Origin of the sequence: Streptomyces sp. NPDC005485 (assembly GCF_040606085.1) — a bacterium.
Lineage (GTDB): Bacteria > Actinomycetota > Actinomycetes > Streptomycetales > Streptomycetaceae > Streptomyces.
The window spans coordinates 209,088-231,831 of sequence record NZ_JBEXDZ010000001.1 but is presented as its reverse complement, the minus strand read 5'-3'; the positions used below and the strand labels follow the sequence as shown (position 1 = coordinate 231,831).

Genomic DNA, 22,744 nt, shown 5'->3' with positions numbered 1-22,744 from the left:
GACACTCGGCCTCCGCGTTTCGCGGGGCGGATCCGCCGGTCATCCCAGGGCGACGATCGGCAGCGGATCGAGGTGGCACATCGCGCCCACGAACTGCCCCTGGGCGAGGTCGGCCCACGCCTGCGGCGCTTCGTCGTCCCGCACCGCGTCGCTCAGCAGTTTTACGACACTGGTGATCGGCTTGGTCGGAATGACGAACCACATGAAGCCTTCGAGGACGACACGGGCGACCCTGGTCTCCCATCCCTCCGGCTCGCCCAGCACCGCGGTGGCGGCCTGAAGGGCGGCAGCAGTCATGTCGCCGTGCTCTGCGGAGATGACGGGTGCCGCGAACGCCGCACTCTTCGACGACAGCTGCTCCTCGACCCTCGCCGCGTGGTCCTTCGGCAACGGCAGCTGCTCGATCCTCGACGCCAGGTCCTGCGGCGCGGGCCCCTTCCTGAGAGGGCACCCGACGACCGCGACAGGTGCCGGGAAGCCTTCGACCGCACCGAACTCATGGATCTTGATCGCGAGATCGCCGGTCGCTGCCCTGGCGTCGACGAGCGTGGTCACGCCCACGAGCCTGGCGGTCACCTTCCGCATGACGCTGCGCTCGTTCACGTACCAGGGGATGGTCCGCCGTACGACGATCGGCATCTCGGGCCGGTCACGTACCTCGAAGCCGGCATGGCGTTTCTCGACCAGGGGTGCGGCGATGGAGATCTCGATCGGGTGTGCGCCGCCGGGCTGATGCTCCGGCGGGATGATCGGGTCCCGCTCGCGCGGGACCGGCCGCTGAACCTGTTCCTTCGGCATCCTCGGACGCTCACGCGGCGTCTCGAACCTCATCCGGGCCTCCCGGCGGAGCAGTTGGGCCGTGCGTCTGCCCATATGACGCACGGCCCAACTCGCGGGTTCCACCGAGGCGTTGGTCAGCTTCCACAGGTTCCGCCTGGGAGGTGGGTCAGAACGCATCCGTAGGCACGTAAGTCCCCCAGACGCCGCGCAGCGCGTTGCACACCTCGCCGACCGTCGCACGGGCGCGCAGGGCGTCCTTCATCGGGTAGAGGACGTTGTCCGTGCCCTCCGCCGCCTTCTTCAGGTCGGCCAGGGCGGCGTCGACCGCCGACTGGTCGCGGTTCGCTCGGAGCTTGGCGAGGCGGGCCGCCTGCTGGGCCTCGATGGCCGGGTCGACGCGGAGGGGCTCGTAGGGCTCCTCGGTGTCGAGCTGGTAGCGGTTGACGCCGACGACGACGCGCTCACCGGAGTCGGTCTCCTGGGCGATGCGGTACGCGCTGCGCTCGATCTCGCCCTTCTGGAAGCCGTGCTCGATGGCGTTGACGGCGCCGCCCAGCTCCTCGACCTTCGCCATGAGTTCGACGGTGGCGGCCTCGACCTCGTCGGTCATCCGCTCGATGACGTACGAGCCCGCGAAGGGGTCCACCGTCGCCGTGACGTCCGTCTCGTAGGCCAGGACCTGCTGCGTACGCAGGGCGAGGCGGGCCGACTTGTCGGTCGGCAGCGCGATCGCCTCGTCGAAGGAGTTGGTGTGCAGGGACTGGGTGCCGCCGAGGACCGCCGCGAGGCCCTGGACGGCGACGCGCACCAGGTTCACCTCCGGCTGCTGCGCGGTCAGCTGCACGCCTGCGGTCTGCGTGTGGAAGCGGAGCATCAGCGACTTCGGGTTCTTCGCGCCGAACTCCTCCTTCATCACCCGGGCCCAAATGCGCCTGGCCGCACGGAACTTGGCCACCTCTTCGAGGATCGTCGTGCGGGAGACGAAGAAGAACGACAGCCGGGGGGCGAAGTCGTCGACGTCCATGCCGGCCGCGACCGCCGTACGGACGTACTCGATGCCGTCGGCCAGCGTGAACGCGATCTCCTGCGCGGGGGAGGCACCGGCCTCGGCCATGTGATAGCCGGAGATCGAGATCGTGTTCCACTTCGGGATCTCGGTTTTGCAGTACTTGAAGATGTCCGCGATCAGGCGCAGCGACGGCTTGGGCGGGAAGATGTACGTCCCGCGGGCGATGTACTCCTTGAGCACGTCGTTCTGGATCGTGCCCGTCAGCTGGTCGGCCGGGACGCCCTGCTCCTCGCCGACGAGCTGGTACATCAGCAGGAGCAGCGCGGCCGGGGCGTTGATCGTCATCGATGTGGACACCTTGTCCAGCGGGATCCCGCCGAACAGGATCCGCATGTCCTCGACCGAGTCGATGGCGACGCCGACCTTGCCGACCTCGCCGTGTGCGATGGCGGCGTCGCTGTCGTGGCCCATCTGGGTGGGCAGGTCGAAGGCGACGGACAGACCCATGGTGCCGTTGGCGATGAGCTGCTTGTAGCGGGCGTTCGACTCCACCGCGGTACCGAACCCGGCGTACTGCCGCATCGTCCACGGCCGGCCCGTGTACATCGACGGGTAGACACCTCGGGTGAAGGGGTACTTCCCGGGCTCACCCAGCTTCTCCGCCGGATCCCAGCCCTCCAGAGCATCCGGTCCGTAGACCGGCTCGATGGGCAGTCCGGACTCCGACTCGCGCGCCATTGCTGTGCCTCCCGCTGAAGCTACTTACTAGTAGGACCCGACCCTCGCGACGGACTGTAGTGGCGGCCGTGCGCCCGTTGGAGAGGACCAGGCTGGGACCTTGCTCACAGACCTGTTCACCACCTTGCACCGTAGTTCGTCACCGGGCCTGTGCGGGGAGCCTCTCAAGTGAGAATGTGGCACAGCCGATCATCGGTTCCGGGGAAGCAACGGGGGGTCGGGATGCGTACGACAGCCATGACGAGGCCGCGCATGACGGCCGGCATCAGAAGGGCGCTGGCCGCGTTCGCGGTGCTCGCGGCCGTCTGCGGCTGCACGGCCCACGCCGTGGACGCGAACGGCAAGCAGCCGCCGGTGCACATCGACGTCACGGACAAACCGGACGACGCCAAGCCGAGCGGCACCGCCTCCAAGGGTTCGTCCGAGCGCTCCTCCGGTGACGCTCGACCCGCCGCCGAGGTGCTCTGGTCCCACGGCGACAAGGGCACCGAGGTCCGCCGGCTCCAGGCCCGGCTGCACCAGGTCGCCTGGCTCATCACGGCGCCCACGGGGACGTACGACTCCCCCACGGTCTCGGCCGTGAAGGGCTTCCAGGGCAAGCGGGGCCTGCCGCGCACCGGCGAGATGGACGCCGTCACCTGGCAGCGGCTGCGGAAGATGACGCACTCACCGGCCGACTGGGAGCTCTACCCGTACGGCGGGCAGCCGGCCGCGAAGCCCGATCCGCGCTGCATGACGGGCCGGGTGCTGTGCGTCAGCAAGGCTAGCCGCACGCTGCGCTGGATGATCGACGGCAGAACGGTCTCCGAGATGGACGTGCGGTTCGGCTCGCAGTACACGCCGACCCGTGAAGGTGTGTTCAACGTCTACTTCAAGTCACGCCACCATGTGTCGACGATCTACCACACGCCCATGCCGTACGCGATGTTCTTCAGCGGCGGCCAGGCGGTCCACTACTCCTCCGACTTCGCGGCCCGCGGCTACTACGGCGCCTCGCACGGCTGCGTCAACGTACGGGACGAGGGGAAGATCGCGAAGCTGTTCGCGCAGGTCCGCAACGGGGACAAGGTCGTCGTCTACTGGTGACGCCGTCCTGCGCGGAGCCCCGGAAGCGGGGCGAGTGGGTGAGTGGGGCGCGGGCGGAACCGGGGGAACGTGTCCCGCCCGCGCCGTGTGCACCGGGCCGAGAGTACGGGGGGAACTCCGGCTCGGTGCGACGGCCGATGACCAGTCGGCTCACTCATTACTGCGTTACGGCGGCTGAAAACGTCACACCTGCGTCGAAGAAAGTTCAACGAACCGGGAAACCGCAGGTCAGGATGGGTTCTGGCGGCGCCGGTCCGGACGGCCGGAGCAGCTACAGCGCGCTGCGGCTCGGCGTCGGGCTCGGCGTCGGGTGCGGGCTCACGGGTGCCGAGATGACGGTTTCCCCGCTGCCGCTATGGCCGTTTCCGCCGCCCCGGCGGTCGCCGCCGGGGTGGCCGTGGCCGCCGCGTATGTGACCGTCGGCGTCGCCACCGCGGTCGCCCTGGTCGTCCTGGTCGCCCCGACCTCCGCTGCCGGAGCCGCCGTGCGAACCCTTGCCGGAGCCCTTGCCCGAACCTCTGCCCGAGCCCTTGGCACCCTTGCCGTCTTTGTCGCCTCTATAGCCTTTGTCGTCGTCGTGTGTGCGAGCGTCCGCGTCGGTCACGGCGTCCTTGCAGAAATTCTTCACGCGCGTGCCGCCGCCACCGGCCGCGCCCTCCAGGGCGCGGCGGCGGCCGCTCTCCAGGGTCTTGCCGGCGCGCAGGTCACGGCAGGACGAGAGCAGACCGCTCGCTCCCCCGCCGTAGCGGCTCGCATCCCAACGCCCCGAGGAGTCGGAACCGGGCCGCGCGCTCGCGCCGTTCCCGGGCCCCTCCCCGCTCCCGTCCTTCGACGGATCGTGCGACGAGGTGCCGCCGGAGGGGCTGTTCTTGCCGCCGGGTGTCGGTGCCGGCAGGCCCTCCCGCCGGTCGCCGCCCGGCGGCGGCGAGACAAGCGGACGGTCCGGTGTCACAGCGGCCGTGACCGAGGCGACCGGGCCCGGCCGGTCGTCACCGAAGGGGGTCCGCAGCACTCCGGTTCCGGCCGCCACGGCGACTCCGCCGAGCATTCCGGCGGCCAGCGCTGCGGCGAGCCCGAGGCGCGCGGGACGCCCCCAGCGGGCCCGGCGGCCGTCCTGGGCGGGGCGCCCGAGACGGACGAGGCCCACGTCGGCGCCGTGCGCACGCCCCCTGCCGCGACCCACCTGAACCGCCTCGCCGTTGGCTCCCGCCTGGCCCTCCTGAACCTTCCGGAACGCGGCCAGCGCGGCGGCCTCGCCGGGCAACTCCGCGCTGCTCAGGGCGGGTTCGGCGGCCAGCGCGTGCAGGGCCCGGGAGAGCCGGTCGGCCTCGGCGCGGAGGTCGGCGTCGACGTCTTCCAGCGGCTCACCGTTCAGCAGACGCTCCGCCGCGTCGCGGTCCAGCCACCTGTAGTGCTCGTCGGCCATCACATGTCCTTCTGCGTCCGCGGACGCGTATGCGTCACACCCGCGGACGTCGCCGCGCGCGTGCGCGGTTCTCTTTGTGGGGGTACGGCGTCGAGCGCGCCGGCGGATTCCGGATCGCCGCCGAGCAGCTCCGCCAGTCGCTTCAGACCGCGGTGCGCCGCCGTGCGCACGGCTCCGGGGCGCTTGCCGAGGGTCTCCGCCGCGGTCTTGGCGTCGAGGCCGACGACGACGCGCAGCACGACGGCCTCCGCCTGGTCCTGCGGGAGCTGGGCTATGAGGGAGAGGGTCCGACCGGTGGCCAGCGCCTCGATCGCCTCGCCCGCGGTGTCGGACTCGGCGGGCCTGCCGGTCAGCTCGGTCTCGTCGCCGCCGATCGCGGGGCGGCGACCGCGCATCCGTATGTGGTCGAGGGCGCGGTTGCGGGCTATGCGGGCCGCCCAGCCGCGGAAGCGGTCGGCGTCGCCGTCGAACCGTCCGAGGTCACGGGCGATCTGCAGCCAGGCCTCGGAGGTGACGTCCTCCGCGTCGGGGTCGGCGACCAGCGTCCGGACGTATCCGAGCAGCCTGGGGTGCACCGCGCGGTACACAGTCCGGAACGCGGTCTCGTCCCCGGCCTGTGCAGCAAGCACGGCGGCGGTCAGCTCCGCGTCGTCCCCCAGCACCGCACTCCCTCATGCGCCTGATCCGGCGCCGCTCTCGCGGACCTGGTTGCTCACCATCGTGGTGCTCAATTGATGGTTGCGGTTTTTCTGGGGCCGCTAGTCAGTCGGCCGCGCTGCGCAGTCCGGCGCGAATGGCACGTTACGGCCTGAAACCACTCCCCGTCCATGTCCGTACAACGTGCAACTATCTCGTGACGCAGAGAGGTGTGACAGAAAACGCAGCCGCGACGCTGTAGAGAGTACGGGCCGCCGCGCGGCCCGTACCGCGCGACGGCCGGGGCCTCTCCTGTGGGGGGTGGCGGCCCCGGTCGTCTCCGCGTCGCAGTCCCCGCCGCCGTCCTTGATCTCGTCGTAGCCCCAAGTCTTCGGGGCTACCGCACCAGGCAGGGCCGCTTGCTGTCGAACTCCCAGCCGGGGATGAGGTACTGCATGGTGACCGCGTCGTCGCGGGCTCCCAGCGTCTTCTGCCGGTAGAGCTCGTGGGCCGCCAGGAGCCGGTCCATGTCGAGCTGGATACCCAGGCCCGGGGCCTGCGGGACGGCGATCTCGCCGCCTACGATGCGCGGCGGGGCCGTGGTGAGGCGTTCCGTTCCTTCCTGCCAGATCCAGTGCGTGTCCAGGGCGTTGTACTCGCCCGGGGCGGCGGCGCCGCAGTGGGTGACCATGGCCAGCGAGATGTCGAAGTGGTTGTTGGAATGGCAGCCCCAGGTCAGACCCATCGCGTTGCACAGCTGCGCGACGCGTACCGAGCCCTGCATGGTCCAGAAGTGCGGGTCGGCCAGCGGGATGGAGACCGACTGGAGGGCCAGGGCGTGGGTCATCTGACGCCAGTCGGTGGCGATCATGTTGGTCGCGGTGGGCAGACCGGTCGCGCGGCGGAACTCGGCGAGGATCTCCCGCCCGGAGTAGCCGCCCTCGGCCCCGCAGGGGTCCTCGGCGTACGCGAGTGTGTCGCCCAGCGGACGGCACAGCTCGACCGCCTCGGCCAGGGACCAGGCGCCGTTCGGGTCGAGGGTGATCCGGGCTCCCGGGAAGCGGTCCTTGAGGGCGCGGACCGCCTTGACCTCCTCCGCGCCCTCAAGGACACCGCCCTTGAGCTTGAAGTCCCGGAAGCCGTACAGGTCGTAGGCGGCCTCCGCCTGGCGGACGATCGCCTCCGGCGTGAGGGCTTCCTCGCGCCGGATCCGGTACCAGTCCACCGGGGAGTCGGTTTCGCGGACGTACTCCAGGTCGGTGCGGTCCGGGTCGCCGACGTAGAAGAGGTAGCCCAACACCCGGACGGAGTCGCGCTGTTGGCCGTCGCCGAGCAGTGCCGCGACCGGTACGTCCAAGTGCTGCCCGAGGAGGTCGAGGAGTGCCGACTCGACGGCGGTGACCGCGTGGACGGTGGTGCGCAGGTCGAAGGTCTGGGCACCACGGCCACCCGAGTCGCGGTCGGCGAACCGGTCGCCGATCTCGCGCAGCACCCGCTTGTAGTCGCCCACCTTCGCCCCGACGACCAGCGACTCGGCGTCCCGCAGCGTCCGCGTGATCTGCTCCCCGCCGGGTACCTCGCCAAGGCCCGTACGGCCCTCGGAATCGGTGAGGACGACGATGTTGCGGGTGAAGTAGGGGCCGTGCGCGCCGGAGAGGTTCAGCTCCATGCTGTCCCGGCCGGCGACGGGGTAGACGGCGAACGCCGTGACGGTCGGCTGTCCGATGCTCATCGGGTGCCTTTCTGCGGTGGAGTGGTGGGTTCTTAGAGGCTGAGCGCGTCGAGGACCTGCTCGGCGACCAGGACGCCGCCCAGGCCGAGGATCGCGAGCACCGTCGTATAGGTCGTACGGACCTTGATCGCCTCGATGACGGAGAGGTTGAAGTACTGCTTGAACAGCCAGAACCCGGGGTCGTTGACATGGGAGAAGGCGATGGAGCCGCAGGCGACGGCGAGCACCATCACCTCCGGGTGGACCCCGCTGCCCGCGAGCAGCGGCAGCACCACACCGGAGGCCGTCACGACGGCGACCGTCGCCGAGCCGAGCGCGATACGGAGGATGACGGCGACGAGCCAGGCCAGGATGATCGGTGAGATCGACCAGCCGTCGGTGGCGTCCTTGATGTAGTCGGAGATGCCGCCTTCGACGAGGACGTTCTTGAAGGCCCCGCCGGCGCCGATGACCAGGAGGATCATCGCCATCGCCTTCGCCGCCGAGGCGCAGGACTCACCGACCTCCTCCAGGCTGCGGCCGATCCGAGGTCCGAACGCCCAGCTCGCCAGGCACAGGGTCAGCAGCAGCGCGATCGGCGCCGAGCCGATGAAGGCGACGGTGTGCAGGAGCGGGGTCTCGGACGAGGTGGCCATGTCGGTGACGGCGGCGGCCACGATCAGCACCACGGGGAACAGCGCCACGGACAGCGACCAGCCGAGGCCGGGCATCTCCTCGTCGGTGAACTCGCGCTCGGTGACCAGGCCCTGGGGGATCGACGGGTTCATCGCCCGGACGAACGGCAGGCGCGGCCAGACCAGGGCGATGAGCGCACCGACGGGGATCGCGATGAACAGGCCGTAGAACAGCGTCAGTCCGACGGAGGCGTGGAAGGTCGCGGCCACCGCGGTGGGGCCGGGGTGCGGCGGCAGGAAGCTGTGCATCGTGGACAGCGCGATGGACATCGGCAGGCCGACCCACAGCAGCTTCGACCCGGTGACCCGGACCAGAGTGAACGCGATCGGCACGATGATGATGAAGGCGACCTCGTAGAACATGGTCACGCCGATCAGCATGGACGTGATCACCATGGCTATCTGGACCCCGCGCGGGCCGAAGGCGTCCAGGAGCTTGCCGGCGATGCGCTGTGCGGCGCCGGAGTCCCCCATGATGCGGCCGACCATCGCGCCGAGCCCGATGGTGAGCATGGTGTCGCCGATCTGACCCCCGATGCCCTCGGAGAGGACGTCCGGGATGGTCGCCACCGGGATTCCCCGGACCAGCGCGACGCCGACCGCTACGAGCAGCAGAGCCGCGAAGCCGTTGAGCTTCAGCCTGGTCATGAGCAGCAGCAGGACCAGAACGCTGATCCCGACCACGAGAAGTGGCATGGCAGTTCTCCTTTGAACTGTCGAGCGAAGGGGAGGGCGTGGGGGGTGAGCGGGAGGTGCGTCGGTGGGGCGTCCGGCGGGCACGGCGGGGTGCCCGCCGGGTTCGTCAGGCGGTTTGCCGTACGGCGCCGACCAGGCTCAGTCCGTGGTCCAGCACCTTCTCCAGGTCGGCGAGGTCCGCGTCCGACGGGTCGGTGAGCGGGGCGCGCACCGGGCCGACCGGGAGGCCGCGCAGCCGGGCTGCGGCCTTGACCAGGGAGACGGCGTAGCCGGGCACCCGGTCGCGCAGTTCGACGAGGGGGACGTAGAACTCGCGCAGGAGCCTGGTCACGACGGCGTCGTCACCGTCCCGCAGGGCGGCGAAGAAGGCGTTCGCGATCTCGGGGGCGAAGGCGTGGACGGCCGAGGAGTAGGCGGGGACGCCGACGGTGGCGTAGGCGCGGGCCTGGATCTCGGCCGTGGAGGCGCCGTTGAAGAACAGGAAGCCCTCGGGGGCGGCGAGGGTGAGGCGCTGGAGCCGGTCGAGGTCACTGTGCCCGTCCTTGAGCCCGATCACCCCGTCGATCCGGGCGATATGCCTCAACGAGGCGGCCGTGAAGGCGACTTGGTCACGCTGGTACGCGATCAAGGGCAGCCGGGTCCCCGCGGCGATCCGGCGCAGCTGCTCCACCAGACCGTCCTGCGGGGCGCCCACCAGGTAGTGGGGCAGGACCAGAGCGGCGTCCGCCCCCGCCCGCTCCGCGATCCGGGCGAAGCGCAGCGCCTGCGCCCAGCCGTACCCGATGCCCGCGACCACCGGCATCCGTCCGTCGGCGATCTCGACCGTGGCCTCGATGACCGCCGCGTACTCGTCCTCGTCCAGCGAGAAGAACTCGCCGGTCCCGCAGGCGGGGAACACCGCTCCGGGTGCGGTGGCCAGCCGGCCGGTCAGGTAGGCCCGGTACGCGTCGAGGTCGAGCCCGCCGTCGTCCCGGAAGCTCGTGAGGGGGAAGGAAAGCACTCCGCCCGCCATTCCGTCCCGGAGCCGCTGGACGACCTCTGCGAGCTCAGCGCTGATCCCTGTCATGAAATCCCATCCCTGTATGCGGATGCCGTCTACGTATGCAGATGGAGGTTAGATGGGTGAACGAGAGCGGTCAATGGGTGCGCCTCCGCGAATCGGCGCGGATCTACGATTGGGCCCATGCCGGAGAAGACAGGTGTCCGCGGGGTGAAGTCGGCGGCCAGAACCGTCGCGCTGCTGGAACTGCTCGCGGGACGAGGAGAGCAGCCCTCGCGCCTGGACCAGCTCGCGGAGGAGCTGGGCGTGCCGCGCAGCAGCATGTACCAGCTGCTGCAGACCCTCGTCGACTGCGGCTGGGTCCGCACCGACGCCACCGGCTCCCTCTACGGCATCGGCATCCGCGCGCTGCTCACGGGCACCAGCTACCTCGACGGCGACCGGCGCATCCGGGTCGCCCGTCCCTACCTCGACGAGGCGTCGGACGCGCTCGGAGAGACGATCCACATGGCCCGGCTCGACGGCCCGGACGTCGTCTATCTCGCCACCCGCGAGTCCCACGAGTACCTGCGCACCATCAGCCGCGTCGGCCGCCGCGTCCCGGCCCACGCCGGCGGACTCGGCAAGGCACTGCTCGCCGAGCGCTCCGACGACGAACTGTCGCTACCGGAGGGGCCGTTGACCGCCCTCACCGAGAACACGCACACCACCCGCGCGTCCCTCCTCGCCGACCTGGCCCGCATCCGCGAACGCGGCTACTCCATCGACCGGGAGGAGACGGTGACGGGCATAGCCGGCTTCGGTTTCGCTCTGCGCTACGCCGCCCCGGCCACCGACGCCATCAGCTGCTCGGTGCCGATGGCCCGGCTCACCCCGGAGCACGAGGCCCGCATCGTCGCCGTGATGCAGGAGATCCGGGCGAAGATCGAAGCCCAGCTGCCGCCCGTCTCGGGCGTACCCGACTGGCGCTAGGCACAGAGCGGGTCGACGGGTCTACGGCTTCCCTTTGGACTTCCCCGGCTTCGGCGTCGCCGCCTGGGTGGGAGTCGCCGGGGTGGGAGTCGCCGGGGTCGGGGTCGCCGGGGTCGGGGTCGCCCGTGCCGTACCGGCGGTGCCGTTTCCGTTGCTGTCGCTGCCGCCCTTGCCCTTGTCCGTGCCTGTGCCTGTGCCTGTGCCTGTGCCTGTGCCTGTGGCGTTCTCGGCCAGTTGTGCGGCGCAGTACGCGGCCACCTTGTCCTCGCCGCCCGCCGCGTCGACGAGCCGCTGCCAGGCCGTGGAGTTCAGGGCCTTGCCCCGGCCCCCGACCTTTTCGTACGCGCGGCAGTGGGCCTCGGTGTCCTGGGCCTGCGACGGGTGGGGGGACGGCGTGGCCGCGTCGGTCGTGCCGGGGGCCGAGGAGCCCGGCGCCGCCGGGTTCGCGGAGTCCGGGGCGGAATGGTCCGGGGCGCTGCTCGACGGCCGCGTCCGGCTCTGGTCACCACCGTCGCCGTCCGACGAGGAGCCGATGGCCGCGACGGCGACCCCGCCCAGCGTCACGCTCGCCGCCAGCACCGCGAAGGTGGCCCGCAGCGAACGCTTCGTCTTCTCCTGCCGCGGTCGCCAGTCGTCCCGGCGCCGGGTCCGCGCGGCGTGCGCGGCATACGCCCCCTGGTCCCGCGCGGCACGGAAGGCGGCTACGGCCCGCGCCTCCCGCTCGGCATCCACGGCTGTGGCGCGCACGGCGGCGGCGAGGAGCGCGTCGACGCCCGGGGTGGAGGCGGCGGCGGAGGTGCCGGGGTGGGCGGACAGGGGCGCCGCGGCGTCGAGGGGGCGTGCGGCGTCAGGGCGCGCGGCCCGGCGGTCGGGCGCCCCGCCGTGGCTGTGTCGTTCACCCATGTCCGGATCCGTCTCTGCCTCTGCCCGACGGCTGCGTGCCGTTGGTCTGCGACTTCTCGCTGTCGCTCTGGGACTGCTTGCCGTTGCTCCGCGACCGCTCGCCGTCGCTCTCGGACCGTTCGCAGTCGCTCTTGAACTTCTCGCTGTACCGCTCGCGGTCACTCATGAACTTCTCGTGGTTCTTCTTGGCCGTCTGGTCGGCCGTCCTGCGGTTCATCTCGACTCCCCCAGCGTGCTGGGGCCTTCATCCGTCACACCCTCGGCGCCCAACTGCCGGGCAAGGCGCTTGAGCCCGCGGTGGGCGGAGGTGCGGACCGCGCCCGGCCGCTTGCCCAGAACACGCGCGGCCGCGGGCCCGTCGAGGCCGACGACCACCCGCAGCAGCACCGCCTCCGCCTGGTCGCGCGGCAGCCCCGCGACCAGCCGGAGGGCGTCCCGGGTGGAGAGGGACTCCAGCGCCTGGTCGTGTGTGCTGTGCGTGCCGGGCAGTTCCAGCAGGTCCTGTTCGAGCACGGTCGCCCGGGGCCGTACCTTCAGCCGCCGCAGGTGGTCCAGCGCCCGGTGCCGGGCGATCGTCGCGGTCCAGCCGCGAAACCCCGCCCCGTCGCCCCGGAAGCGGCCCAGGTCCCGCGCGATCTCCAGCCACGCGTCCGACGCCACGTCCTCCGCGTCGTCGCCGACGATTCCGCGCAGGTACCCCAGCAGTCCCGGCTGGACGATCCGGTACGCGACCGCGAAGGCGGCCTCGTCCCCTTCCTGCGCCTGCCCGACGGCCACGCCCAGCTCCCCGTCGTAAGCCTGCACGCGGCGGGGTTCCCCTCCCTGGCCCAACACTGTCCTCGTTCGTGCCGAGATCGCTTGTACCTGCATCGCTCGTACCGAGATCGTCCGAATGCGCACCGCGAGCCACGGTTCGCCGTGTCCACGCCCCCATCGTGATCAGCGCCGCGCGCCACAGAAATGTCACAGCCCATCAGGCTCCCCTCCCGCCCCGACTCGCTCAGAGGTCGAACAGCGAGCCGCCGCTCCCGGACGCGTTCGGGTCGATGACGATGGTCTCCTCCGCCCCCGGAGCGTGTACGTCGACGGGACTGCCGTAGTCGGACAGCCGCATCTCCATCGACCGACCGTTCTCCCGGCCGGTGACGCCGAGGATGTACGGCCGCCCGCTCGCGGCCACGTACATCGTGGTGCCGCCCTCGCGCCCCTTCTCCACGAGCGGCGTGACGTGCCTGCCGTACCGGGTGGTCTCCGGGAGGGCCTTCGTGGCGCCGGGGTCGCCGTCGAGGTTCTGCAGCAGTGCGTCGAGGTCGCAGGAGGAGGAGGGTGCGAGGCCCCCGCTGTCCTTCAGAGGTGCCTTGAGGAACTTGCCGCGCGCGAACTCGGTCCGCTGGGCGACCCGGGCCCGCGCCTCGGCACCACGGGACTCCGCGGAGGCGCGGATCTCGTCGAGAGCCGCGTCGGAGAGGCGTACGTACGCCTGCTTGCCGGTCACCACGAGCTCGCCGCGACGCATCGGGCCGACGTCGAAGGTGCCGGTGCAGTTCCCGTCACGGTCCATGAGCAGCGAGACCTTCTGCCCACCCGCGCCGCCACTGCCACTGCCGGCCGTGGTCACGCTCAGCCGTACGGAGTCGGTGGTGCGCAGAAGGTCCGCCGCGGTGCGGGCGAGCCGCGTTCCGCGCGCTTCGTCCTCGGGCGTCAGCGGCGTGAACGTACCGCCGTCGAGGACGACATGCCGCTGTCGTACGTCGCACGAGACCAGGCCTGGAACCGCGCAGAGGACCGCCAGACACGCGGCCACCACAACCCGTCGTCTCTTCGGCCGACCGCTCCGCGCCCCTCCCATGACCACCTTCACCACGGCTCCCCGCTCCTTCTCTCTCCCCGCCGCCCGGGGCGCGTTCACGCACCGGTCCCACCAGACCCAGCGGAACCATGCCGTCAAACATCACGGGCGCGGAAACGGGGGTGACTTTTTCGGGCTCCGGTGCGCTGGAACAGACGTGACCTTGGATGTGACGTACGGGGAGAGCTGGGACCCGGTGTCCCGCACCGTTTCCGGCCCGATGAGCAGGCAGCGGGCCGCGGCCCGCGACGCGGCGGGCGAGCAGTACGCGGTGGTGCTGCGCGAGGAGGGTCACCCGCAACCGGCCGCCGTGCTCCATGTCGCCTGGGCGCAGGGCTACTTCGGCATCTGGGCGTACGACGACCGGGGCCGGCGCACCCGAGAGATCGACCTGCGCCGGCTCGAACCCGGGGAGCTCTTCCTCCGCCACCTCGCTCAATGGCTTTACGACACCGATGACATGGCCGAGTTCGCGGCGGAGGCGGGCCGGATCCTGACCGACCTCCACCCGGACGGCCGGGGCCGCAAGGTCTGCGAGCCGAAGGGAGTGCGGGGCGGCTCGACGCACACGCTGCCCGATGTACCCGAGAACCAACGCCGTGTGCCCGCACCGGAGTTCGGGGACTGGGGCCGGGCGGTGGCCCTAGCGACGGACGGCCGGCCGACGGGCCCTCTGCGCGAAACCCCGACGCCCGAGACGGGCGGGGACAGGGACACGGGGACGACGGCGACCCCCGTCCCGAGCTGGCGTCCCCCTGCCCCGATGCGACCGCACCACCTCGCCGGGACGTTCACGCCCGGCACGCGCTTCTCGCCGCCGTACGACGGTCCCGTGGGCCCGTACATCGTCGGGGACGTCGTCGACGCCGGGCCGCTGCGGCTGCCGACCGGCCGTGTCGTCGCCTGCGACCCGGGCTGGGACGGCCCCGTCGAGCCCTTCACGGTCACGGTGCCGCCGGGCGAGTACCGCGTGGAGGTCGCCATGGCCGCGTACGCGAGCGAGTACGAGGGCGCGCACATCCGCCTGGAGGACTACACCGCGGCCCGCGTCCTCGTCTGCGAAAAGCCCACGGAGACCTGGGAGTTGGCGCTGCGCCCCGGCGAGGACCCGCGCACCTTGAGGGACGGGGAGTTCTACGGCTTCGGCGTGGACACGGGCACCGGCTGCTTCGTCGACGCGGCGGCGGCCGAGCGGCTCACCGGCCGCCAGGACACCATCCCCGACGACGACCTTCCCGACGGCATCCTCGTCCTCGACGACCCGCGGTCCGGCGGCAACCTCATCGCGTACCCGAGCGGCCTGGGCGACGGCACGTACCCGGTGTGGATCGGCCGCGCCGGCGACGGCGAGGTCACCTGCCTGGTCGCCGACATGCTGATCCTGCACGGCCGGGAGCTGCTGCCGTGACGCGCTCGCCGCACCCCAGGGTTCGTGGCCGGACCGCTTCGCCCGGCGCCCGCCGTCAGGCCACCGCGCGCCGGGCCCTCCCGGGCAGCATCAGGTAGAAGGTCTGCAGGGACTCCTCAGGACCGCCCACCTCGAAACGGTTGTGGACCTTGCCGAGGGGGTTCCAGACCCGGCCGTCCGGCATGCGTACGCCGACCGGCTGGGCGAAGTACGCCCGCTGGTCGGCGTCGAAGTCCACCCAGGTCGCGCCCGCGCGTCGCACCAGCACCTCCCCGACGTACGCGCCGAGCCCGAACAGGGTGCCGCCGACCCGCTCGCGCCCTGCCCCGCCCTTGCGCAGTCCGTCGATCAGGAAGTCGACGACGCGGAGGCTGGCCACGGAGTAGTCCAGCGGCAGGCGGTTGCGGGCCGTGGCGTGCGTGACGAAGGCCGTCGCGCACCCGCGCATCCGGTCCGCCCCCGGTACGCGCTCCTCGACTTCCCTCATGGCCCCCACCCCTTCGCTCGGCCGGGGAAACCCCTTCCCGGCCTTCCCGGTTGCCCCAGCGGATGCCGGCTCAGGAACATCACGGTCCACAGAAGTGGCGATTCACACACACCGAACCCAGGTTCCACGTACAACCTTTTGGCCCGTTGTTCGTCGTTCGCCTTTCCTGTTCAGGTTGCTCTGCGTCGCTTGCGCAGGTTGCCCTGCGTTGCTCACGTCCGACTCGCGTCGGGCGGCAGGGAAGGGTGGCCTCCCGCACCACCCGATTCAACGCGGGCCGCCCGACCCCGTGCGACTCACCTTCGCGCTCTTGGCGTACGCCGCGAAGTCGTCCAGCTCGGTCACCGGGTCCTCGACGTCGTCGGCGATGTCGGGATCGGACAGCGTCCACTTCCGCCACGCCACGTCGCCCTCGTTGACGCACCCGGTGCCGCCGACGACGTACACCAACTCGCTCTTGCGCACCCCCTTGGCGGTGGTGATCGTGCCGGTCTGCCGGAGAGCCTCCGGGACGGTCGTGCGGTGCACGGTGGCGGCATAGGTGGCGATGGACGGCGCCTGCCCCCGCACCACGAGGGACTCGCTGCCCCGCAGGGCGAACGTCCCCCTCTGTCGAGCAGCACCCACGCGCCGGCGAACGCGACGAGCGCGATGGGCACGTTGACGTACAGGCACCAGCGCCAGTCCAGGTACTGCGTGAGGAAGCCGCCCGCCAGCAGCCCGATTGCCGCGCCCGCGCCGACGATCGCGCCGAACACACCGAAGGCCTTGCCGCGCTCCTTGGGGTCGGTGAACGTGGTGGCGAGCAGGGCGAGGGCGGCCGGCGCGAGGAGCGCGGCGAAGACGCCCTGCAGTGCGCGGGCGCCGAAGAGCATCCCCGAGTTGGCCGCGGCGCCGCCCAGCGCGGACGCGGCGGCGAAGCCCAACAGCCCGGTCATGAAGGCGATCCTGCACCCTGCCAGGTCGGCGATCCGCCCGCGGAGGAGCAACAGCGGGACTCCCAGCCACTCCCCCTCCGACCCAACGGCGGTTGGCTGCCATGGGGTCTCCCGGATACGGCGGTTGCACTTCCCCCATGGTCCCGCCGGAACCCACCTTTGGGAACGCTCGCGTACCTATTCCGGAAATCCGGATCCAGTCGTGGCGTCCCGGCACAGCAGCCGCAGCGAGCCGTTGCCCGCGTAGCAGCGGCGGGCCTCGTCGACCGGGTCCCACAGGCGCCCGTCCGGCGTGCGCAGCCAGTGGTCACCGCCCGTCTCCCACCACTCGGCGCCGGTGCGCCGGGCGATGACCTCACCGGCGTACGCCCCGAATCCGCGCAGCACCGCCTCGACGGCGGCGTACGGCGCCCCCTCCCGGCGTATCTCCTCGATCATCCGGTCGACGCGCCACAGACTCTGCTCGGAGTAGTCGAGGCGCAGCCGCGCGCCCTCGCGCATCGTCGCGACCGCGTCCGCCGCCCATCGCATGGGCTTCGTCGCAGCGTGGGGCCTGGTTGCTTGCTGTGCAGTCACACTCCGAAGAGCGTGGCGGGGGCGGGATTCGTCACGCGTTCCGGGCCCGTCCGCGACACCGGCCCAGGACCCCCACGCGCCACCGCGGGACGGTCACAGGAACCCCTCGCCACCGCAGGTTTAGGCCCGGCGCGCCCGGCGCGAGACGACCGCCCGCAGCACGCGCCGGCCTTCCGTCGAGACGTCGCGCGCGTGGCGCACGCCGCCCGCGCCGTGGCCCGCGAGCACTTCCAGGATGGTGACCTGGCGGCGCAGTTCGGCGGCGACGAGCGGCGACATGCCCTCCGTACGGCCTTCACGGCGGGCCGCGACCGAGGACGTGCCGTCGTCGGAGGCGTCGAGGAGCCGGTGTATCTGGAGTGCGGCGACGGAGCAGGCGTCGGCCCAGGTGCGCAGTTCGGCGGCGGAGGGCTCCGCGGGGACGGCGGCGAGCATCCGGCGGGCGAGCAATGCGGCGGCGCCCTCAGGAGAGGCGTCGGGGCCCGCGTCGGCAGCCGGGCCTTCGGCGTCCGGTTCGCCGAGGTCCGCGCGGGCCTTGGCGAGCCGTTCACCCCACGCGTCCCCGTCCACGAGGCTCGCCCACAGGGGCCGCAGGATCTCGTCGTCGCCGCCCAGCAGCGGCACGCACCGATCCAAACAAGCCAAACCGCTCGCTGCCAGACCACGTTCGTCGGCCTGAGCGATCAGTTCCACCAGGCTCATCACGCCTCCCTCGAAGCCCCTCTACAGGGCGCCTCTTCCGTACGGAGCCCGCACTTCCCCTTACTGCGTGCGACGGTACCTGAGTGTCACAGCGGTACGACACCGAGTCGGTCGAGTAGGCGAAAGAAGAGGTTTTCGGCCAACAGGTCGGCATCGGCGGTCAGTACGTCGAGCAATGGCTCGGGGGCGACGGTGTGCCCGGCCTCCGCGGCCCAGGCGACGGCGCGTTCGGCGGCGTCGCGCGGCTCCAGGAAGCAGTCGTCGACGCTCAGCCCCTCCTCGTTCCCGTCGAGGTGGCCGGCCATCGCGTCACGGGCCAGACAGGTCGTCCAGACGCCGCTGTCCGGCGCGGCCGCCTCGACGGCCACGCAGTCGCTGTCCATGACGTACCCGAAGAGCGCGGGCGCGCCGGTCTCCCGGGCGAGCGCGTTCATGCTCCCGACGCCGCCGTCACCGCCGCCCGGGTACTCCCACACCTGCCAGCCGTCGGGGCCCGTCGACCGCAGGGCCATGCCGCGCGCCCCTGCCGGCACCACGAGTTCGGCCAGCGGCCGCTCGCTTCTGCCGACCACGTAGTACCCCCAGTAGCCCATGTCCGGCTCCCCCCGGTGGATCGGTCCGGTCGTAACGGTCCGGCTCGGGGCGAATACACCACAGGGTTACGCAAGTACGCCAGAGATGGGGACGTTTTGGCCGTCAGACGCCGACCGACACCGGGCCGTGCTGCGCCTTCTCGTTCTGCATCCTGGTCAGGCGCAGCACGACGAGGACGGCGAGGACGGCGGCCGCGATGTCGGCGACATCCGCGAACATCGTCTGGAGGGTGGCGTCCTGGATCTCCTGAGCCGTCTCGGCGTTGCGGTTCACGGTGAAGGAGGCCCGGTCCGCGAGCAGCGAGACGATCCACAGCGTCCACCAGGCGTTGACGAGCCCGTGCGAACTGCGCGTGCCCGCCGGGCTGCTCGCGTCCCAGATGTCCACCATGATCCGGCGCGGGAACCACAGGTTCACGACCGGCACGAACCAGCTCCAGCAGGTCCAGCCGCGCTTCATGCGGTGCTCGAAGGGGTTGAACACCTCGGCGTTCACCCGCGTCCGCTGGAACCAGAAGAGGAAGACGACGATGGTCGCGATCAGGGCGGACGTCTGCGCGATACCGGCCGCGGAGGACAGCGTGTCCGAACGGGAGGCCTCTCGCCGGACGGCCGCACCGACCTCCCCGTCGAGGACCTTGGCCATCACGCCGTACCTGTCGATGTCCACCCAAACCGCGAAGAGGTCGGCGGCGGCGACCACGCCGAGCAGTACGGCCACGGCCTTGCCGAGCCCGACCGGTGAGCGCAGCCAGGCCGCTTGCCCGGCGTCCAGCGGCGGATACTGCACGGTCGCCGGTGGGGCGCACCGCTCGCACAGGCTGCCGCCCGGTATCGCGCCGAATTGCTGACAGCGCGCACAGATCATGGTGGAACGCCCCCCGAGGTGTCGGTCGATGAACGCCGGACACGAGTTCTCCCCAGAACCTCACGCGCGACAGGCGGAACATACGGTTCAGCAGCCCCGCACGTCCACTCGGAAGCGTTCTGGAAGCGTTCTCAGCCCAGCCGGTCCGCCAGCTTCCTGAAGTCCGCCCAGGACAGCGCCGGTTTGGTCGGGTTCCACAGCTTCTGGACCGTGGCGCGCAGCGGCATCCGGATGCCGGCCGCGACCTGGTCCTGCGTCTGCGCGTTCGGGAAGTCGCCCCAGACCGCGAAGGTGCCGCCGAGGATCTGCGGGTCGTACTTCCCCGCGACCGGCGTACTGCCGCGCAGGACGCGCGGGGTCCACTGCTCGTAGATGCGCTCCCCGGCCGGGTAGACGAAGGTCTGCGGCTGGCCGAGTACGTAATAGAGGTACTCGTCGTTGTAGTTGAGCAGCTTGCGCCCCGCGCTCAGATACTCGACGGGCTGCCGGGCGCCGATCTCCTTGCCCGTCCAGTACGCGACCTCGATGTCGCCCTCCGGCCGCACCACGCCGCCGCGGAAGAACCCGTCGTTCCAGGCCCGCGGCGTCCGGTCGTGCCCGTGCACCACGTCGGCGCGGTCGTTGAGCCAGCCGGTCGCGAGGTCGGCGATCCCGGCGCCCGAGCCGTACCGGCTGCGTGCCGCGGCGGCCAGCTGCGGATACGACGCCGCCGGGTTCGACACGGTCAGCGCCTGGTACTCGTCGCCGCCGAGATGCCAGTACGCGCCGGGGAACAGACCGGCGTACTCGTTCAGCAGCTCGTCGACGATCCTCGCCGCCCCCGGCTTGGAGATGTCGAGGGTGCCGCGCGTGGCGCCACCGCTCGCGCTGCGCAGTTGGAGGTCGGGGTGCGCGGCGATCACGGCGCCCAGGTGGCCGGGCGAGTCGATCTCGGGGACGACGGTGATGTGCCGGCTCGCGGCGAGCGCGAGGATCCGGCGGACCTCGGCCTTGGTGAGGTGCTGCCGCGACACCACCTCGGGGTGCTTGTCGGACTCGATGCGGAAGCCCTGGTCGTCGGAGAAGTGCAGGCCCAGCTCGTTGAACTTCAGGTCGCCCAGCTCGCGCACCCGGTCCTCGATCCAGGCCGCCGTGTAGGGCTTGCGCGCGATGTCGAGCATGAGCCCGCGCCGCGGCTTGGCCGGCCGGTCGTGGACGACACCCTCGGGCGCCGTACCGCCGCCGTGGACCTCCTGCTTGAGGGTGCGCGTGCCGTAGAAGACGCCCGCCTCGGCCGGGGCGGTGATGGTGACCCTGCGGTTCTTGACGGTGAGGGTGTACGACTCCGTGCCGGTGCGGGCGCCGTCGAGACCCAGCTCGACATCCCCCGCCCGGGCGTCCTTCTGCCCGGCGTACGTGAGCCCGATCTCCCCGGCGAGCAGCCGGCCCTCGTCGGCGAGCTCCTCGTCGTCGATCACGACCCGGCCGCCGCGCGCCGGACGCCAGCCCGGTCCGCGCGCCGGAGTGTGCTCGCGTACGGCGGGGATCGTGCGGGGTGTCGCGGACAGGGGGTAGCTGCGGGTCGGGGACGGGCTGGGGGCGTTGGTGCGGGCGGAGGGGTGGGACGCCGTCGCGGATCCGGCGTCCGAGGGCCGATGCGCCGCGGGCCCGCTGCTGTCGCCGGTCGGCCACAGGCTCACGGTGACCGCGGCCGCGGCGCCCGCCACGGCGACTCCGGCGGCGACGAGGATCCCGCCCGTGCGTACTCGGCTCTGTCGCGCCCGTGCTCGGCGCCTGCGCTCGCTCACCGCGCCAACCTATGACCCGACGACCACTTCATGCGTCCACCACACGTTCCGAAACTCTCCCGTGCGGGTGAAATTCGGGCATCCGTCGGACAGCTGCTGACCCTCCTGGATAACGTGAGGGCACATCTCTCACACCTTCCCCTGCCGACCCACACGTGGCGTCCACGCATGTCGCCCGTTTCAGCCCCCTTTCACCGCCGAGGATCCACGCTGCCTTCGCACCGTTTCCCACGCCTCCCCGGCCAGGTCGCACTACCCGAGCAGAAGGGCGCCGCGCCGTCCCCGGCCCGCCTGGAGCCGTTCAACTCCGCGTCCGCCGAAGCCGCCGAGCGCGCCCTCCTCACCTGCCTTCGCAGCCTGCGCTGGGCCCACCGCCTCGCCGACCACCGCCCCTACCCCGACCTGGACGCCCTCCTCGCCGCGGCCGACGAGGCGGCCTACGACCTGACCCCGGGCGACCTCGCGGAGGCGCTGGCCGGGGAGTCGCTGCCGTCGCTGCCGAAGGACGCGTACGGGGCGGCCCACATGGCCCTGAACGCGGCCCATGCGGCATACGAGGCACGTTTCGGGCATGCGTTCGTCATCTATTTGGGTGACACGCCGCCGGAGGAAACGCTGGACCACGTCCTGGCGGGCATCCGGTCACGGCTGACGAACGATCCCGAGGAGGAGCGGATCGTCGCGGCGGAGGAGCTGCGCCGTCTGGCAAAGGGGCGACTGGCCCACCTGTACGGGAGCACCGAGCTGTCGCGTCACGCCGCTCCGCCGCGGGGCACGGCCGGCCGCAGCGGCGCCGCGCCCGGAAGATAACGGGACACCCCATCCCAGATGCCGCCGCCCCTAGCCCGTACGCGTGCCTGTTTGATCACAGAGGCAGGGCCCCCGTAAGCGTTCCGACAAGTCGTCGCTACGATGGCCAGGGCCGGTGGACCGTACCCGGCCGGGCCCGACCGACATCGAAGCCGGCAGGCCCCAATCCCCGCTCCCGGAGGGTTCTTCCGTGCCGGCTGGAACGCTGTACCGCGGCCGGGAAGGAATGTGGTCCTGGGTGGCTCATCGAGTCACCGGCGTCCTCATCTTCTTCTTCCTGTTCGTACACGTGCTGGACACCGCTCTCGTGCGTGTCTCCCCCGAGGACTACGACAAGGTCGTAGCCACGTACAAGACGCCGATCGTCGCGCTGCTGGAATACGGCCTCGTCGCCGCGATCCTCTTCCACGCGCTCAACGGCCTGCGTGTCATCGCCGTCGACTTCTGGTCCAAGGGCCCGCGCTACCAGAAGCAGCTGCTCTGGTCCGTCGTCGGTATCTGGGTCGTGCTGATGGCCGGGGCCCTCTACCCCGTCCTCGGTCACGCATTCCGCGAAGTCTTCGGGAGCTGACACAGATGTCCACCACTGAAACCGCCGCCTCCGGGATCGGACCCGTCGAGGGCGCAGGAGTTTCGGCGTACGACGTCGACAACCCGGCGCCGCTCATCGAGGCCCCGCGCATGCGGACCAAGAAGACCCCCAAGTCGACCCGCGGCAACTTCGAGATGTACGGCTGGCTCTTCATGCGCCTGTCGGGCGTCGTGCTGGTCGTCCTGGTCCTCGGCCACCTGTTGATCCAGCTCGTGCTGGACGGCGGCGTCTCCAAGATCGGCTTCGCCTTCGTGGCCGGCCGCTGGGCGTCCCCCTGGTGGCAGGTCTGGGACCTGGCCATGCTGTGGCTCGCGATGCTGCACGGCGCCAACGGCCTGCGCACGGTCATCAACGACTACGCGGAGCGCGCGAACACACGCCTGTGGCTGAAGGGCCTGCTCTACACCGCCACGGTGTTCACGATCCTGCTGGGCACGCTGGTGATCTTCACCTTCGACCCGAACATCCGCTAGGCACGGGGC

At 71.3% G+C, this 22,744-nt stretch carries 24 protein-coding genes and 1 pseudogene; 6 read left to right on the top strand and 19 right to left on the bottom strand.

Annotated elements, in window-relative coordinates:
* Nucleotides 1-39: 39 nt before the first annotated feature.
* Together ABZS97_RS01060 and ABZS97_RS01055 are read right to left on the bottom strand one after the other, a co-directional pair.
* Nucleotides 40-798, bottom strand: coding sequence for a hypothetical protein (locus tag ABZS97_RS01060; protein WP_356131894.1), 759 nt, complete (start codon nucleotides 796-798; stop codon nucleotides 40-42).
* Between the two features lie 148 nt (nucleotides 799-946).
* Nucleotides 947-2,527, bottom strand: coding sequence for a methylmalonyl-CoA mutase family protein (locus ABZS97_RS01055; protein ID WP_356131891.1), 1,581 nt, complete (start codon nucleotides 2,525-2,527; stop codon nucleotides 947-949).
* A gap of 252 nt (nucleotides 2,528-2,779) precedes the next feature.
* On the opposite strand from ABZS97_RS01055, the gene ABZS97_RS01050 reads away from it, so the two are divergent.
* Nucleotides 2,780-3,613 (top strand): L,D-transpeptidase family protein, encoded by an 834-nt coding sequence (locus ABZS97_RS01050; protein WP_356131888.1) that lies wholly within the window; start codon nucleotides 2,780-2,782, stop codon nucleotides 3,611-3,613.
* A 271-nt stretch (nucleotides 3,614-3,884) separates the two neighbouring features.
* On the opposite strand, the gene ABZS97_RS01045 is transcribed toward ABZS97_RS01050, so the two are convergent.
* The 5 genes from ABZS97_RS01045 to ABZS97_RS01025 all read right to left on the bottom strand — a co-directional run bounded on the left by ABZS97_RS01045 (nucleotide 3,885) and on the right by ABZS97_RS01025 (nucleotide 9,843).
* A complete protein-coding gene (locus ABZS97_RS01045; RefSeq protein WP_356131885.1) occupies nucleotides 3,885-5,039 on the bottom strand; it encodes a hypothetical protein in 1,155 nt (384 codons plus the stop codon).
* Nucleotides 5,039-5,701 carry an RNA polymerase sigma factor gene (locus ABZS97_RS01040; RefSeq protein WP_356131882.1) on the bottom strand — a complete coding sequence of 221 codons (663 nt, stop codon included), beginning with the start codon at nucleotides 5,699-5,701 and terminating at the stop codon, nucleotides 5,039-5,041. The genes ABZS97_RS01045 and ABZS97_RS01040 overlap by 1 nt, the downstream gene beginning before the upstream one ends.
* A gap of 371 nt (nucleotides 5,702-6,072) precedes the next feature.
* Nucleotides 6,073-7,401 (bottom strand): enolase C-terminal domain-like protein, encoded by a 1,329-nt coding sequence (locus ABZS97_RS01035; protein WP_356131989.1) that lies wholly within the window; start codon nucleotides 7,399-7,401, stop codon nucleotides 6,073-6,075.
* A 38-nt stretch (nucleotides 7,402-7,439) separates the two neighbouring features.
* A complete protein-coding gene (locus tag ABZS97_RS01030) occupies nucleotides 7,440-8,777 on the bottom strand; it encodes a gluconate:H+ symporter (RefSeq protein WP_356131879.1) in 1,338 nt (445 codons plus the stop codon).
* A gap of 106 nt (nucleotides 8,778-8,883) precedes the next feature.
* Nucleotides 8,884-9,843, bottom strand: coding sequence for a 5-dehydro-4-deoxyglucarate dehydratase (locus ABZS97_RS01025; protein WP_356131876.1), 960 nt, complete (start codon nucleotides 9,841-9,843; stop codon nucleotides 8,884-8,886).
* Nucleotides 9,844-9,960: 117 nt separating this feature from the next.
* Here ABZS97_RS01025 and ABZS97_RS01020 point away from each other — a divergent pair, with 117 nt between their 5' ends.
* On the top strand, nucleotides 9,961-10,749 hold the full coding sequence (locus ABZS97_RS01020) for an IclR family transcriptional regulator (RefSeq protein ID WP_356131873.1): 789 nt from the start codon (nucleotides 9,961-9,963) through the stop codon (nucleotides 10,747-10,749).
* A 21-nt stretch (nucleotides 10,750-10,770) separates the two neighbouring features.
* Here the strand turns inward: ABZS97_RS01020 and ABZS97_RS01015 are convergent, their stop codons facing one another.
* From ABZS97_RS01015 to ABZS97_RS01000, 4 genes are all read right to left on the bottom strand, one after another.
* The gene (locus ABZS97_RS01015; protein WP_356131870.1) at nucleotides 10,771-11,652 is read right to left on the bottom strand and encodes a hypothetical protein; all 882 of its coding nucleotides are present in this window, start codon (nucleotides 11,650-11,652) and stop codon (nucleotides 10,771-10,773) included.
* The gene (locus ABZS97_RS01010) at nucleotides 11,645-11,869 is read right to left on the bottom strand and encodes a hypothetical protein (protein WP_356131867.1); all 225 of its coding nucleotides are present in this window, start codon (nucleotides 11,867-11,869) and stop codon (nucleotides 11,645-11,647) included. Before ABZS97_RS01010 ends, ABZS97_RS01015 begins: the two co-directional genes overlap by 8 nt.
* Nucleotides 11,866-12,483 (bottom strand): RNA polymerase sigma factor, encoded by a 618-nt coding sequence (locus ABZS97_RS01005; protein WP_356131864.1) that lies wholly within the window; start codon nucleotides 12,481-12,483, stop codon nucleotides 11,866-11,868. Before ABZS97_RS01005 ends, ABZS97_RS01010 begins: the two co-directional genes overlap by 4 nt.
* 169 nt (nucleotides 12,484-12,652) lie before the next feature.
* Nucleotides 12,653-13,516 carry a hypothetical protein gene (locus ABZS97_RS01000; protein WP_356131861.1) on the bottom strand — a complete coding sequence of 288 codons (864 nt, stop codon included), beginning with the start codon at nucleotides 13,514-13,516 and terminating at the stop codon, nucleotides 12,653-12,655.
* Nucleotides 13,517-13,658: 142 nt separating this feature from the next.
* Here ABZS97_RS01000 and ABZS97_RS00995 point away from each other — a divergent pair, with 142 nt between their 5' ends.
* Nucleotides 13,659-14,909, top strand: a complete 1,251-nt coding sequence (locus ABZS97_RS00995) for a DUF4241 domain-containing protein (protein ID WP_356131858.1) — start codon at nucleotides 13,659-13,661, stop codon at nucleotides 14,907-14,909.
* A gap of 55 nt (nucleotides 14,910-14,964) precedes the next feature.
* Here the strand turns inward: ABZS97_RS00995 and ABZS97_RS00990 are convergent, their stop codons facing one another.
* From ABZS97_RS00990 to ABZS97_RS00955, 8 genes and pseudogenes are all read right to left on the bottom strand, one after another.
* Nucleotides 14,965-15,396, bottom strand: a complete 432-nt coding sequence (locus ABZS97_RS00990) for a hypothetical protein (protein WP_356131856.1) — start codon at nucleotides 15,394-15,396, stop codon at nucleotides 14,965-14,967.
* 267 nt (nucleotides 15,397-15,663) lie between these two features.
* The gene (locus ABZS97_RS00985) at nucleotides 15,664-16,023 is read right to left on the bottom strand and encodes a hypothetical protein (RefSeq protein ID WP_356131853.1); all 360 of its coding nucleotides are present in this window, start codon (nucleotides 16,021-16,023) and stop codon (nucleotides 15,664-15,666) included.
* Nucleotides 15,999-16,388 (bottom strand): annotated as a pseudogene (locus tag ABZS97_RS00980) (MFS transporter); the annotation flags it as partial. The gene ABZS97_RS00985 and the pseudogene ABZS97_RS00980, both read right to left, overlap by 25 nt.
* Nucleotides 16,389-16,511: 123 nt before the next feature.
* On the bottom strand, nucleotides 16,512-16,910 hold the full coding sequence (locus ABZS97_RS00975; RefSeq protein ID WP_356131850.1) for a hypothetical protein: 399 nt from the start codon (nucleotides 16,908-16,910) through the stop codon (nucleotides 16,512-16,514).
* 120 nt (nucleotides 16,911-17,030) lie between these two features.
* Entirely contained in the window at nucleotides 17,031-17,612 is a 582-nt protein-coding gene (locus tag ABZS97_RS00970) for a hypothetical protein (protein ID WP_356131847.1), read from the bottom strand.
* 86 nt (nucleotides 17,613-17,698) lie between these two features.
* Nucleotides 17,699-18,205, bottom strand: coding sequence for a hypothetical protein (locus tag ABZS97_RS00965; protein WP_356131844.1), 507 nt, complete (start codon nucleotides 18,203-18,205; stop codon nucleotides 17,699-17,701).
* Nucleotides 18,206-18,308: 103 nt separating this feature from the next.
* Nucleotides 18,309-19,073 (bottom strand): DUF4328 domain-containing protein, encoded by a 765-nt coding sequence (locus tag ABZS97_RS00960; RefSeq protein ID WP_356131841.1) that lies wholly within the window; start codon nucleotides 19,071-19,073, stop codon nucleotides 18,309-18,311.
* Nucleotides 19,074-19,204: 131 nt separating this feature from the next.
* On the bottom strand, nucleotides 19,205-20,803 hold the full coding sequence (locus ABZS97_RS00955; RefSeq protein WP_356131987.1) for a glycoside hydrolase family 20 protein: 1,599 nt from the start codon (nucleotides 20,801-20,803) through the stop codon (nucleotides 19,205-19,207).
* A 225-nt stretch (nucleotides 20,804-21,028) separates the two neighbouring features.
* On the opposite strand from ABZS97_RS00955, the gene ABZS97_RS00950 reads away from it, so the two are divergent.
* From ABZS97_RS00950 to ABZS97_RS00940, 3 genes are all read left to right on the top strand, one after another.
* A complete protein-coding gene (locus ABZS97_RS00950; RefSeq protein WP_356131838.1) occupies nucleotides 21,029-21,670 on the top strand; it encodes a 2-oxo-4-hydroxy-4-carboxy-5-ureidoimidazoline decarboxylase in 642 nt (213 codons plus the stop codon).
* A gap of 190 nt (nucleotides 21,671-21,860) precedes the next feature.
* Nucleotides 21,861-22,241, top strand: coding sequence for a succinate dehydrogenase, cytochrome b556 subunit (sdhC, locus tag ABZS97_RS00945; protein WP_356131835.1), 381 nt, complete (start codon nucleotides 21,861-21,863; stop codon nucleotides 22,239-22,241).
* Nucleotides 22,242-22,246: 5 nt separating this feature from the next.
* Nucleotides 22,247-22,735 (top strand): succinate dehydrogenase hydrophobic membrane anchor subunit, encoded by a 489-nt coding sequence (locus ABZS97_RS00940; RefSeq protein WP_356131832.1) that lies wholly within the window; start codon nucleotides 22,247-22,249, stop codon nucleotides 22,733-22,735.
* Nucleotides 22,736-22,744: the final 9 nt, after the last annotated feature.